The organism is Pseudomonas fragi (assembly GCF_900105835.1).
Lineage (GTDB): Bacteria > Pseudomonadota > Gammaproteobacteria > Pseudomonadales > Pseudomonadaceae > Aquipseudomonas > Aquipseudomonas fragi.
This window is the reverse complement of the sequence record NZ_LT629783.1, coordinates 4,734,794-4,747,772: the sequence shown is the minus strand read 5'-3', so window position 1 is coordinate 4,747,772 and position 12,979 is coordinate 4,734,794. Positions and strand designations below refer to the sequence as shown.

General features: G+C 54.2%; 13 protein-coding genes. 7 read left to right on the top strand and 6 right to left on the bottom strand.

The features are described 5' to 3' along the window. Positions 1 to 95: 95 nt before the first annotated feature. Both BLU25_RS21920 and BLU25_RS21915 read right to left on the bottom strand, forming a co-directional pair. On the bottom strand, positions 96 to 986 hold the full coding sequence (locus tag BLU25_RS21920) for a pseudouridine synthase (protein ID WP_016780033.1): 891 nt from the start codon (positions 984 to 986) through the stop codon (positions 96 to 98). Between the two features lie 42 nt (positions 987 to 1,028). Then, positions 1,029 to 1,265 carry a glutaredoxin family protein gene (locus BLU25_RS21915; RefSeq protein WP_016780032.1) on the bottom strand — a complete coding sequence of 79 codons (237 nt, stop codon included), beginning with the start codon at positions 1,263 to 1,265 and terminating at the stop codon, positions 1,029 to 1,031. 196 nt (positions 1,266 to 1,461) lie between these two features. Here BLU25_RS21915 and BLU25_RS21910 point away from each other — a divergent pair, with 196 nt between their 5' ends. The 6 genes from BLU25_RS21910 (at position 1,462) to BLU25_RS21885 (ending at position 6,960) form a co-directional block, all read left to right on the top strand. After that, positions 1,462 to 3,195, top strand: coding sequence for a cation:proton antiporter (locus BLU25_RS21910; RefSeq protein ID WP_029611306.1), 1,734 nt, complete (start codon positions 1,462 to 1,464; stop codon positions 3,193 to 3,195). A 142-nt stretch (positions 3,196 to 3,337) separates the two neighbouring features. After that, positions 3,338 to 3,652, top strand: a complete 315-nt coding sequence (locus tag BLU25_RS21905; RefSeq protein WP_016780030.1) for an ElaB/YgaM/YqjD family protein — start codon at positions 3,338 to 3,340, stop codon at positions 3,650 to 3,652. Between the two features lies 1 nt (position 3,653). Then, the gene (locus BLU25_RS21900) at positions 3,654 to 4,028 is read left to right on the top strand and encodes a phage holin family protein (RefSeq protein WP_016780029.1); all 375 of its coding nucleotides are present in this window, start codon (positions 3,654 to 3,656) and stop codon (positions 4,026 to 4,028) included. Next, positions 4,025 to 4,363: a hypothetical protein gene (locus tag BLU25_RS21895; protein WP_016780028.1), complete on the top strand. Its 339-nt coding sequence runs from the start codon at positions 4,025 to 4,027 to the stop codon at positions 4,361 to 4,363. Before BLU25_RS21900 ends, BLU25_RS21895 begins: the two co-directional genes overlap by 4 nt. Before the next feature lie 187 nt (positions 4,364 to 4,550). Continuing rightward, complete coding sequence (locus BLU25_RS21890; protein ID WP_016780027.1) at positions 4,551 to 5,882, top strand: deoxyguanosinetriphosphate triphosphohydrolase; 1,332 nt, start codon at positions 4,551 to 4,553, stop codon at positions 5,880 to 5,882. Between the two features lie 385 nt (positions 5,883 to 6,267). Beyond that, positions 6,268 to 6,960, top strand: coding sequence for a response regulator transcription factor (locus tag BLU25_RS21885; protein ID WP_016780026.1), 693 nt, complete (start codon positions 6,268 to 6,270; stop codon positions 6,958 to 6,960). Positions 6,961 to 7,619: 659 nt separating this feature from the next. Here BLU25_RS21885 and BLU25_RS21875 read toward each other — a convergent pair. Further along, on the bottom strand, positions 7,620 to 8,342 hold the full coding sequence (locus BLU25_RS21875; protein WP_016780025.1) for a hypothetical protein: 723 nt from the start codon (positions 8,340 to 8,342) through the stop codon (positions 7,620 to 7,622). A gap of 917 nt (positions 8,343 to 9,259) precedes the next feature. After that, complete coding sequence (locus BLU25_RS21865) at positions 9,260 to 9,829, bottom strand: recombinase family protein (RefSeq protein WP_016780023.1); 570 nt, start codon at positions 9,827 to 9,829, stop codon at positions 9,260 to 9,262. 607 nt (positions 9,830 to 10,436) lie between these two features. Here BLU25_RS21865 and BLU25_RS21860 point away from each other — a divergent pair. Continuing rightward, entirely contained in the window at positions 10,437 to 10,838 is a 402-nt protein-coding gene (locus BLU25_RS21860) for a hypothetical protein (protein ID WP_016780022.1), read from the top strand. Between the two features lie 138 nt (positions 10,839 to 10,976). On the opposite strand, the gene BLU25_RS21855 is transcribed toward BLU25_RS21860, so the two are convergent. After that, positions 10,977 to 12,167, bottom strand: a complete 1,191-nt coding sequence (locus BLU25_RS21855) for a hypothetical protein (protein ID WP_081481026.1) — start codon at positions 12,165 to 12,167, stop codon at positions 10,977 to 10,979. Between the two features lie 202 nt (positions 12,168 to 12,369). Beyond that, the gene (locus BLU25_RS21850) at positions 12,370 to 12,876 is read right to left on the bottom strand and encodes a hypothetical protein (RefSeq protein ID WP_016780020.1); all 507 of its coding nucleotides are present in this window, start codon (positions 12,874 to 12,876) and stop codon (positions 12,370 to 12,372) included. Positions 12,877 to 12,979 lie beyond the last annotated feature (103 nt).

Genomic DNA, 12,979 nt, shown 5'->3' with positions numbered 1-12,979 from the left:
TACTTGTATTTTCTCCGACCTTAGCCTTGTTTTCGACACCAAACCCGACCCTGAAACCCGAATTTGACTGCCCGGTCCGATGAAGAATACAGCCACTACCAGTCGAGCTGAATCCGACTCTCGAAGCAGCGTTCCTGCCCCGTCACCGGATCCACAAAACGCAAGCTCTGGGCCAGCAGCTTCAGCGGGTTGGCATAGTCATCCACGGCGTCCCTGATCACCTCAGGGTAGAACGGGTCATTGCATATCCCTGCCCCCAACGCTGCCATATGCACCCGTAGCTGATGCTTTTTCCCGGTAACGGGGTACAGCGCATAACGCCACAACTCCCCGTTTTTCTCGCACACGTCGACCAGCGTTTCGGTATTGCTGGCGCCCTGCCCTTCTTTCATGCGGAAAAACGGCTCGCCTTCCACCAGCCGGCTTTTATGCACCCGCGGCAGCTCAAGCTCAGGCAGGGCACGAGCGATAGCCTCGTAGCGCTTTTCGATCTTGCGCGTGGGAAACAGCGACTGATACGCCGAGCGAGTGTCCGGATTGGCAGAAAACAGCACCAGGCCCGCCGTGTGCCGGTCGATACGGTGCAGGGGCACCAGATGGGGGTTGCCCAGGGTGCGGATCAGGCGGCGCAACAGTGTTTGCTCGACATACTCACCGCCCGGGGTCACTGGCAGAAAATGCGGTTTGTCCGCCACCACCAGATGCTCATCGGCATACAGGATGGTTTCCTGCACCGGGATGGGCGTTTCATTGGGCACTTCGCGAAAGTAATGAATGCGCAGGCCTTCCCTGTACGCCAGCTGCGCGCTGATCGGCGCGCCGTCGGCGTCCAGCACCCGGCCACGGGCGATACGGTCGAGCCACTGCTCGCGGCTGATGGCACTGAAGTGTTCACTCAGACAGTCGAGCACCGTCGGCCACTTGCCTGGCGGCAGGTGCAAGGTACTGGCTTGATGCTCGGCGGCGATAAAAGGCTGGGACGACATAAAGGAACTCGAGCGGAATATGCAGCCGGTGATTATGCAGGTTTATCCGAGAAAATTGACCACCTGCGCAGTATCAAACGGCCAGCCCAGTTCCTGCCCAGTGTCGACCCTGCGCAGCACCGGAATAAGCAAACCGTAGCGCTCAAACAACCCATCGCTGTCGGCAATATCGACCAGTTCGACCATCAGCCCGTGTTCCACCAAAGGCATCAGCATCGCCTCGGCCAACTCACACAGGTGACACCCCAGGGTGCCGAACAATTGGCATTCGGGAGGCATAAATTACGACCTGAGAACTAAAGCGTTTATTTTAAGAGCCTGGCCCGCTGCCGTCGACCCGCAGCCGGACGAATGATTTGCCACTACCATCGCTCTATTGCACTGCTTGCGACTACGCTTGACCCACATCAGCGACAGCCTTTCGCATTTGCCGGATGCTCGCGACTTTTTTCTCGACCTGCCAAGGAAGCCTTTTGTGTTTGCCAACCTGTTAATCATCCTTGCCTCGTCACTGGTGGTCATCGCCCTGTTCCGGCGCCTGAAGCTGCCGCCGGTGCTGGGTTATCTGTGTGTCGGCCTGTTCGTTGGCCCCACCGCCCTGGACTGGATCAACGACAGCCCCGACCTGCCGGACCTGGCCGAGCTTGGTGTGGTATTTTTGCTGTTTTCCCTGGGGCTGGAATTCTCGCTGCCCAAGATGCTCAAGCTGCGCCGGGTGGTATTTGGCCTGGGCAGCCTGCAAGTGCTGTGTTCAGCCGTGGCCCTGGGCGGCCTGTTATATGCCTTTGGCATGAGCCTTAACGGCGCCTTCCTGCTGGGTGCCGGGCTCGCCCTGTCATCCACGGCGATCGTGAGTAAAGAGCTGACCAGCCTGGGGGAAATCTTCAGTCGTCATGGTCAGAATGCTATCGGCGTACTGCTGTTTCAGGACGTGGTCGCGGTACTGCTGCTGACCCTGGTGCCGGTATTCGCCGGCAGCAGCGACCAGGCCTGGTATTGGGCCTTGCCGGTGACCTTGGGCAAGACTGTGATCCTGTTTTTGGGGCTGCTGTTTGCCAGCCGCTTCCTGCTGCCGCGCCTGTTCCACGAAGTCGCCGCGTCGCGTTCGGCCGAGCTGTTCGTGTTGCTGGCGCTGGTGATCGTACTGCTCACCGCCTGGCTCACCCACCTGCTGGGCCTGTCCCCCGCGCTGGGGGCCTTCCTGGCCGGCATGCTGCTGGGTGAAAGCCACTATCGGCATCAGATTGAAGCCGATATCCGCCCCTTCCGGGACATCCTGCTGGGGCTGTTTTTCGTCAGCATCGGCATGCTGATCGACCTGCAGCTTTTCGTTCACCACGGCTTCCTGATCCTGGGCCTGACCCTGGCCCTGATGCTGATCAAGGGCGCCGTGGTCGCACTATTGGTCAAGTTGCGTGGCAGCGACGGAGAAACCGCCTGGCGCAGCGGCCTGGCCCTGGCCCAGGGCGGTGAGTTCTGCTTTGCCCTGATGGCGCAGATGCAGAGCAATTCGCTGATCCCGGCGGATATGGCTGCCTACCTGCTGGCCGCCACGTTCTGCTCGATGCTGCTGACCCCCCTGCTGCTGCGCGCCGCGCCACTGATCGCCGCCAGCCTGCACCGCCAATCCTATGAAGAGGCAGAGCTGGAAGAAATCGCCACTCAAAACGCGGAACTCCAGGGGCATGTGGTGATGTGCGGCTATGGCCGCGTGGGCCAGTCCATCGGCCGCTTCCTGCGCAGCGAACACAAGGACTTTGTCGCGCTGGACTACGACCCCGACCGCATTGAGGAAGCGGCAAAAGCGGACAGCTGCGTACACTACGGCGACGCCCGCCGCGGCGATCTGCTGCGTGCTGTAGGGCTGGATCGTGCGCAACTGCTGGTGATTGCCGTGGACAACACCGAGGTGGCCATGAGCGTGCTCAAGGAAGCCCGCCTGATCACCCTCGAAGTGCCCATTCTGGTCAGGACCCGCGATGACAGCCAGCTCACCGAGCTCAAGGCCGCAGGCGCCACCGAGGTGGTGCCGGAATTACTCGAGTCGAGCCTTATGCTAGCCTCCCATGCCTTGATCTTGCTGGGCCTGTCCGAAAAAACCGTACAGCGCCGGGTCGATCAGGTACGTCATGACCGCTATCACTTGCTCGAAGGCTGTTTTGAAAGCGAAGACGCGCTGGAAGCTGCAATCACCCGCGAAAACGACTGATTTAAGGTAAGGTTTTGCCTTGGTAAACCTAAGATAGCTCTGGCATTGCCTGACTAAAAGCGTGAGCAATGCCAGGGAAACGAGTGAACCTTCGCCGAAGGCCTACACTCGAACGATCATCAAGCCACTAATGGAGTGAATCATGGCCCGTAAAACAGCAAAGAATGCTCAAGAAATTCTGATGGCCGATTTCCAGACGCTGGTACTCGACGCCGAAAAACTGCTGGAACACACCGCGTCCCTGGCCGGCGACCAGGCTGAAGAACTGCGCGCCCAGATCAAGGACAGCCTGTTCAAAGCCCGCGCAACCCTGGAAGAAACCAAGGAGTCGTTGAAGGACCGCAGCCAGGCCGCCGTAGTGGCCACCGAAGATTATGTGCAGGCAAACCCCTGGCAGTCCGTGGGCATCGCGGCGGGTGTCGGCTTTGTTCTGGGCCTGCTGGCAACGCGGCGCTGATATGACAGACGAATCCGGCTCCCCCCGTTCCTCACCGCGGCGCCTGGGTGCCGCGTTTCTGGGTCTGTTGCACAGCCATGTCGAATTGCTGGGCATCGAACTGCAAGAGCAGAAGGCGCGCACCGTCAGCCTGTTGTTGTTTGCCGGGCTGGCACTGGTGTTCGCCCTGTTGCTGCTGATCGGCCTGTCGGCGCTGGTGATGATCCTGCTCTGGGACAGCTACCGCATCCCGGGCCTTATCGGGCTGTGTGTGTTTTATACCCTGGCCGCGGTGTTCTGCGGGCTGCGTCTCAAGGCCGCGATCTTCGATGAGTCCTCACCTTTCAACGCCACGCTTGAAGAGCTGGCCAAAGACCGCGAGCGTTTGTTGCCATGAGCCTGCCTGAACTGCCGCAAAACGCATCACGCCAGGAGTTGCGCAAAACCCTGATTCGCCTGCGCATGGAAATGCACCGCCAGGAGATTCGTCATGAATCGCAACAGTTGCTGCAACCCCTGCAAAAAATGCGCGGGATGACCAGCAACTGGCAAGAAACCCTGGGGATCAAGCACGCGCCGTTATGGGGCGTGGGGATTGTCACCCTGCTCGGGTTCCTGACGGGCAGAGGCGCCAAAAGCAAGAATACCGAGGGTACGTCCCGCTGGATCGGACTGACCACCGGGCTGATACCGCTGATCAAGATGGTCATCCAGGCCACGCGCAAGCCCTGAGCAGCCCCCCATCTGCAGGAGCGGGCTTGCTCGCGATGCAGGCGGCGCGGTGTTTCAGTCGAACCGCGTCGACGCTATCGCGAGCAAGCCCGCTCCCACAATGCGGCGCTCCTGATCATGGCGCCACTTGCGTCATCCGCCATGAAGCGAGAAGCTGGGTGATCAGTCACTAACGGAGCATTGCGCCTTGGATTGGCAAACCCTGCTTAACCGCGAACGCCTCGGCAAGCCTCACCACAGCCCGGAAGAACTCGGGCGCAGCCCTTTTCACAAAGACCACGACCGCATCATTTTCTCGGGGGCGTTTCGCCGCCTGGGGCGCAAGACCCAGGTCCATCCGGTCAACAGCAACGATCATATCCATACCCGCCTCACCCACTCGCTCGAAGTCAGTTGCGTCGGCCGCTCCCTGGGCATGCGCGTGGGCGAAACGATCCGCAGTGCCCTGCCCGAATGGTGCGACCCCGCCGATCTGGGCATGGTGGTGCAATCGGCCTGCCTGGCCCATGACATTGGCAATCCGCCGTTTGGTCACTCCGGTGAAGACGCCATTCGCAACTGGTTCGAGCAGGCCGCCAAGCGCGGCTGGCTGGATGATATGAGCGATGTCGAGCGTAACGACTTCTTGAGCTTTGAAGGCAATGCACAGGGCTTTCGGGTGCTGACGCAGCTGGAATACCACCAGTTCGACGGTGGCACACGCCTGACCCACGCCACCCTGGGCACCTTTCTCAAATACCCGTGGACCGCGCGGCATGCCGATTCGTTGGGTTACAAGAAGCACAAGTTCGGCTGCTACCAGAGCGAGTTGCACCTGCTTGAAGGCATCGCCCACAAACTGGGCCTGCCGCAGCTGGAAGAGCAGCGCTGGGCACGCCACCCGCTGGTCTACCTGATGGAGGCGGCCGATGACATTTGCTACGCCCTGATCGACCTGGAAGACGGCCTGGAAATGGACCTGCTGCAGTACAGCGAGGTCGAGTCGTTGCTGTTGAACCTGGTGGGCGATGACTTGCCCGAGACGTATCGCCTGCTGGGCCCCAATGACTCCCGGCGGCGCAAACTGGCCATACTGCGTGGCAAGGCCATCGAGCACCTGACCAATGCGGCGGCCAAGGCCTTTGTGGAGCAACAGGATGCCCTGCTGGCAGGCACATTGCCGGGTGATCTGGTCGAACATATGCACGGCCCGGCCAAACGCTGCGTGCTTGATGCCAAGGACATGGCACGCAAGCGGATCTTTCAGGACAAGCGCAAAACCCTGCATGAAATCGGTGCCTATACGTCCCTGGAAATCCTCCTCAATGCCTTTTGTGGCGCAGCGCTGGAGCAACACGGTGGGCGCACCCCATCGTTCAAGAACCGCCGTATCCTCGACTTGCTGGGCAACAATGCCCCGGATCCGGACTGGCCATTGCATCGCTCGTTTATGCGCATTATCGACTTTATCGCCGGCATGACCGACAGCTATGCCACGGAAATGGCAAAAGCCATGACCGGGCACTCCACCCCCATTTGATAGCCCCGGCCCGCCCTTGCACAAAAGGGCGGGCACAGGCCCGGGTGCCCTGTTTGGCATTGCACCCCAAGCCGCTTTTTCAAGCATGCCTGTCGAGCAACATACACACCGTAAAAAGCCACACGCAAAGTAGAAAAAAAGAACAAAACTGTAGGACCATTCTCAATATAATCGACAACAACAAACCAAAACGACTCTTTGCATTAAACATCCGTCCAATTACCCGACAACTCCGGACATACCACTCAAATAATTCGTAAGTTCACGCCTTATTTAACGTAGGAATATTCCCATACTACGTTTGTAGGCGACCTGATTCGTGCCCCTGCACTTATATCTGAGCTAAGGTGCGCTCTTTCTATACAGCACATTATGGGGAGCCAATATGAACAGCGTTTTTATTGTCGATGATCACCCGGTTATCCGCCTGGCAATTCGCATGTTGTTAGAACATGAAGGCTATGAAATAGTCGGGGAAACTGACAACGGCGTCGATGCCATGCAAATGATCCGTGAATGCGTTCCCGATTTGATCATTCTCGATATCAGCATTCCAAAACTCGATGGCCTGGAAGTCCTGTCGCGCTTCAATTCGATGAATTCAACCCTCAAAACCCTGGTCCTAACCGCCCAGTCGCCCAAGCTCTTCGCCATGCGCTGCATGCAGTCAGGTGCTGCCGGCTATGTGTGCAAACAGGAAGAACTCAGCGAACTTGTGAGTGCAATAAAAGCTGTATTTTCTGGCTACAATTACTTCCCCAGCCAGGCATTGACGCCTGACAAAAATGAAAACGACAACTTTTCCGAAATCGAGCTATTCAAGCAAGTTAATGACCGGGAGCTCATGGTTCTCAAGCTCTTCGCGCAAGGCAAAACAAACAAGGAAATTGCTGCCGGCATGTTTCTGAGCAACAAGACCGTGAGCACTTACAAGCAACAATTTCTTATGTTCACATTTTTGATCCCGCTCGGTGGCATCGAGAGCGGACACCCCATCTCTTCATTGTACGAACGGGTTAATAAATCTAGCAAAATCAGCCTTAGAGCCCTTGTACTACCTGACCTGTCGCGTTTCTAGAAACCTCCACACGCTCGCCAAAACCTCTAGTGAAGTGGTGTACACTCGCCCCCCCTGACTAAACACTGACTAGGATTACAGAGTGAAAAGGCTAAACGGATGGCAACGACTTTGGATAGTAGGAACCGTTGCCTTGGGCATGTACACCATAGCGTTCGGTGTGGTCACGCTGGACACAAAGGGCAGCTTATTAGACAAGCATGAGCGTCGAATTAACGAATATCGAAGTCAAATCGAAGCGATTAAGTCTCGCAAGGACAGTACCCAACCTATAAGTACAATAGATAGAATTCTATACGGGGATGATCCAAGCACTAAAATAAACGAACTAAATACATATATTATAAACCTGAACAACCAACTCGAAACAGACTTAAAAGCTGCTACTCCCGCCCTAGTAAAGAGCAGCCTCGCACTATTAGGTCTCTGGCTAGGCGCATCTGCGCTAACGTATTTAAGCGGATTGACTTTAAACTGGATATATAGAGGATTCCGCCCCAAGAGCCAAGACTAACCCACACCGCCAACCTCTCTATATCTAGTTCCTCAGCCACGAGAGAGAGGGGGGGGGGGGTCATATTTACCACCCAAATATTCCCACTCCTTAATAGATCAAGACTCTCTACCAGATACACTCATGTAACTACCCCCAGCTACGCCTAGAGGTAGTTGATCTGCCACCAGCTAAATAGTGCAACACATATGCTCGCTACGCCTAGCACGAAAGGCGTCACATGGTCGAAGAACCAAGGTGATACAAGAGCCCCCCTGACAAATACATACCATTTAACCAGTATCGTAACCCAGAGATGTGGAAGTGTCACAAATGGATTTCCGCCCCTTTGTGTTTGATTGCTACTACCAATGTCATAATTGACCGTGCAAGTGTACACCACTTTATTCCTTTGAGCATGCGGAAAGTCTCGGATTTTATAAAGCCTATCGTCAGATTCCTGCTGCGAAGTAGTCAAGTTAAAGTAGTAAGCCATTCTGCCAGTTGAGGCGATTGTTTTTATTACAACCTCACCAGCAACTGTCTCTGGCCCTGTAACAATTGCGTCAAGCACATGAGCATGCATTTTACGCCTACTTAAACGCTTCACCACTTTAATTAGAGTCTTTTCATACAGATCATGCATGGGGAGGTCAAAGCGGAAGCTGCCTGCCGGAGTGCGCTGATAAAGTCTTAGCCATAGATAGACATTAATACCCGCCAGAACCAGCCAGACATTTTTAACATTCTCCTTGAGTTTGATTTCATTCCCAAGAAGCTTGAAAGCCGAAAGGTCAGCTCCGAAGTACCATAACAGTAGGACTACAGTTGAAAACCCCAGCAAGTAACCTCGGGCTTTATTGAAGTCTGGTGTATCCGTGTCACCCATGTCTTCCCCCTCCATATTGCCCGTACGGGGCACGGGCAAATCTCGTAAAGCAAATCAGCCAGCAGGTGGCCCAAAATGTTTCGTAATCTTCTTCAGCACGGAGTCGGGAGCGTTGAACGAGAGTCTACCTCCCGTGAGCTTCACCTCTGTCTGGGCTAGCTCTTCCTCGCTCAAGAAGCCAGCGAGCTTATCTCTTGTAAGACGCAGGACACCTGCACCTTCGGCAAAATCCCCACTTCTACGGATAGGCATTGATCCTTAACTCCGAGCTGAATGAGCCACTACTGTAACATCATTCCTTCTCGGCTATCTGAGCTGCCAAGCTGTTCCAGAAAACCACTGTACCCCAGGTGTACCTTTGGAATAGCACTCTCACCGGAAGCTGTCCTACGCTCCTCTATATCATGCGACGCTAATACCAGATCTAGCATAATCAGCCCCTGTAGCACGTGAACTGTAGTCGTTCTGGAGAATCCTTGGCCCGCTCAAATTTTTCAGGTGCACTTCAACATAGACGTGACGTCTCGGCTGGAAAAAATAATGAACGGTTCGCCGCTGGGGGTACTGAGCAGGGTACGGGTGCCCCACGCTCCTCTATATCCTGCGACGGGTATGCTCGTTTCGATATATATCCAAATGAATATACCCCGAGAGCCATACGCCCCGTGGCCTGAAGCTGTTTAAAGAATTCCATCCCCGCTGAAAAATTTCAGGTGCACTTCAACATCGGGCTGACGTTTCAGCTGGAAATATAATGAGGCGGTGCGCTGCTGGGGGTGCTTAACAGGACACGGGTGGCCTATCTGAAAGCTGTCTTAAATACAAAATAAACCTGACGCTCTCAGTCAGAGACGACAAGACCCCGCACAGGCGAGGTCTGGGGTGGCGTGTAAATCTTTCAGGCGAAGTCGTAGGGTTTATGCAGCCTTCCAGTAGCGTTTGACTGTGGTGAGGCCGATGGAAAGGTGACGTACTGTCTGAGCTTGTGTCAGACCTTTGGCCTTGCAGGCTTTAACGTCTTCGATGGTGCCAGTGGCGACAGGACGACCCAGTTTCTTACCTTCGGACTTTGCACGTGCCAAGCCTGCTTGTGTACGCTCGATCAGCAAGTCACGTTCGAACTCAGCAACAGCCCCAAGGATTTGCATTGTCATCTTACCCGTTGAACTGGTCAGGTCTGCGCCGCCAAGGGCGAGACAGTGAACACGGATACCACGTGACTCCAGATTTTCAATGGTGGTGCGAACGTCCATTGCGTTACGGCCCAGACGATCCAGCTTAGTTACAATCAGCACGTCTTCCGCTTCCATCTTGTGCAAGAGAGATTGAAACCCTTTGCGTTCGCTGGCGCTTATTGACCCCGATACCGTTTCAACCACTACCCGGCTCGCCTGCACGTTGAAACCAGCACGCTCAACTTCCTGCACTTGGTTGTCTGTAGTCTGATCGTCGGTCGATACACGGGCATATACGAAAGTGCGGGACACTGGGTGGCTCCTATCTGGCTGACTGGGTCTCTTTAACGTGGGTCTATAATACGCAAGGGTCTATTAATAGTAAACCCTATTTTATGGCCCATCTTTTAAGCTGTTCCTACTGGGTCTGGCAGACGTTCGTTTTACCGACCCAGCCTGATTTTGAGAATTCCAGCACTGATAGCTGAACTGATAGCAGATGCGTTCTCATCAATAATCAGTAATGCATTGACGGCGTTCTGATGAACTTCACTTGAGCTGCTGGCTCTAGCCCACAGGGCCACCATCCTTCAAGGGGATGAGCTAACGCATATCAAATGCTACTTGGCAGGGGAAAACTGGCTATTCCCTGAATAAAAACTGTTTTCTGCTGCGAGAAACGGCCTTTGCTACGCACATGAAAGCTGGAGGCCCCGTAGAATCAGGGCTACAGAGGTTGCACAACAAATGTCTGGCCGTGAACCAGCCCAATAACCTAGGTTTACAGGGGTTTCTGGGGGGTTTACAGGGGTTTTAAGGCCGTGACCGAGGCTCCCTCTTATGGGGCTGTAGTAGACCTACCTCACCCTCGTGCTGCATCCTTGCGTCCGCTCAGGTACACCCCATGTAGGAATTCAAGATGAATGGATGGCAAAGATTGTGGCTCGTGGCGAGTGTGGTGGTGGTAGTCGCAATAGGCGTATTGAGATATGAGCAATTCCCAACCCAAGAAAAAATCGCCTCGGAGCATCGCTACAACATCACCTTCTGGCGAGGTTGCAAAGTCTACTTCCAAGAAATGGACGCAGGAAAGTTCAACAGAGACTCACCTTGCTCCAGCTATAAAAGGCAGCACGCGGAGCAGTCACTTGAAAACGAGCTGGAAGCATATAAGTACAAGCTCGGATTACTGCCTGAAAGGCAGTTCCAATGGGTGGCAACGTCTCTTGGATATTGGCTAGGGATAAACGTAGCTGCATTACTCGGGATATTAACGGTGCGGTGGGTAATTCGAGGATTTCGTTCCAAGAAAGCATCTTAGTAACTGATTGCTCCCTCGTAGCACTGAACACACGCACACTTTTATGTCCACATAAAATGGCTGCAAGCCAAGTAATACAAGGGCTACAAGCGAATCGCACCGTGTGCGTTACACTTCTACTGGGTGCATGCGTTTGTTTCAGAACGGCACTGGGCCAAAGTCATGACCAAGTGATGCCGGGACGGCGTACAAGGCGTCTAGAGCAACGTAAGGCAAGTCATCATCCATGTCTTCAAGGAACGACTCTGTTACATTCAGGGGAACATGCAGAGGTTTCGCAGCAACTGACACAAGGGCTTCAGTTGGGCAGTACAGCAGCGGACTTGCCACTACCTTGGAGTACATCGCATCAATGATCGAAGTGACGGTGTGGACTGGCTTTCCATGCAGCATGTCAAAAATCAATCGAAGGTCGATGGCGTCGAAGGTGAAGTTATAACTGAAACGCCGCCCCGTGTTGGCGAGCACGAACTGGATACGTTCAAGGGCGGATAGCAATTCGGGGCGATAGCTATTGCCGATGCGTTCCCATTCGCTCAAGAGAACACTGGTGTCGCAGTGGTAGCCGAGCCACACACGGAAATCACCCACAGGCTCCTTACCTTCGAGCTGGCGCTTAATACCTTCCAGAATGAAAGACGAGGCCGTGTCGAGTATCTTGAAATGTTCTGCATGATCGGGATTGGCTGGGTCGAGATGCTCAATCAACCACGAATAGTGTTTTTGTCGCGTACTAGGCTTGATCTTGCGGGATTGGACAACAGCCTGAACCACGTCTTCGCCGATTAACTGAATGACGCGCTGCACCACCTCAGAAACGCTATCGTCTTTGGACACTGCGAATCGCGGCAAGAGGTCTGCACGAGAGATTGAAGCCCCGCCGCTGTAATGGTTTGTACCGTGAGAACGATTGAGTGCCATTGGTGCAATGACAAGATTGTCAGCTCTGAACAGGCCGACTGACGTTTTGCCACGTACAGGGGCAATGTGGGAAAGTTCAAACGGATCTTCACCGTGCTCCCTGCGTAGACCATAACCATTCATCTTCTGACAGCTTGCATATACATCGTAAAGATCTTCAAGTTGTTGCTGGTCGAAGTGATGATAAATCTGGATGGTGCGGGCTCTAATAGCCTGACGGGCAAGTTCGTAGAAGAATGGGGAAGTGCTGGCGCTGGCAATCTTTTTAACGCGACGAGCTATGTTGTGGGAAGTGGTGCGACAAGAAGTGTTGCAGAATTTCGCTGTATTGCTTCTGGTGCGAAAGCGCGTCTTGCACTGAGGGCATGTCGGGCGGCGTTCAGTTGTTGTTCGGGTTCTTGCAGTCATTGTTATAGGCTCCATTATGGTTGGCGTTTATGGGATTCTGGGCTTTGGGGTTGCACGGGTCAGAGTGAAAGCAGCGAGCGTTGCAATAACGTCGCCGCTTCTGTACTGAGAACACGTGACCGCAATGATTACATGTGCAGGTCTTGTTCATTCTTACCTCTTATATGATGGGAACTAGGATTTGTCTGATGGGGTAACAGCGTTACTTGGCAAGTTCCAGACGAACACGAGCTTCGATAGCATCGCGTTGAGTCTGACGCTCTGCTGCTAACTCTTTTTCAACCTGACGATCAATCGCAGCTTCTTCAAGTGCTACTTGACGTTCTACAATCAGGCGATTACTGTCCTCAATCTCGCGTTTGTACTCTGCTTCAACTGCTGCATGGATCACCTTTATGTCAGCATCTTGTTCTGCTTGAGGCTTGTAAAAGTAGATGTGGTGAGAAGTTCCAGCGAATGGCAGCGTCCCTAGCTCGTGCAGCGTGTAGCCCTCTTCCATCTTGGCTAGGTACACAGGGATGATCTGAGCGGGAGCTAGAACAAGCTCTGAGATATAGGCACCCACCAGCACCTTGCCGATAGGTCTGCCTGTTCTAGGGTCAGTGTCGGCATAAGCATCGTATCCATGCGGACGGTTCTTGTACGAGGCTACAGCGACCTCTTGGAGGGCGTTAAGTTCTTGTTTGTTATGCTTGCGTAGAATAGACATGATTTGTCTCCTGTAAGTTGAGTTGTAGGAACATGGCTGCGATGTATTCAGCAGCTACGAATTGGTTTGCACGATCTGTGTTTGTTAGCAGTGGAACAAGAGC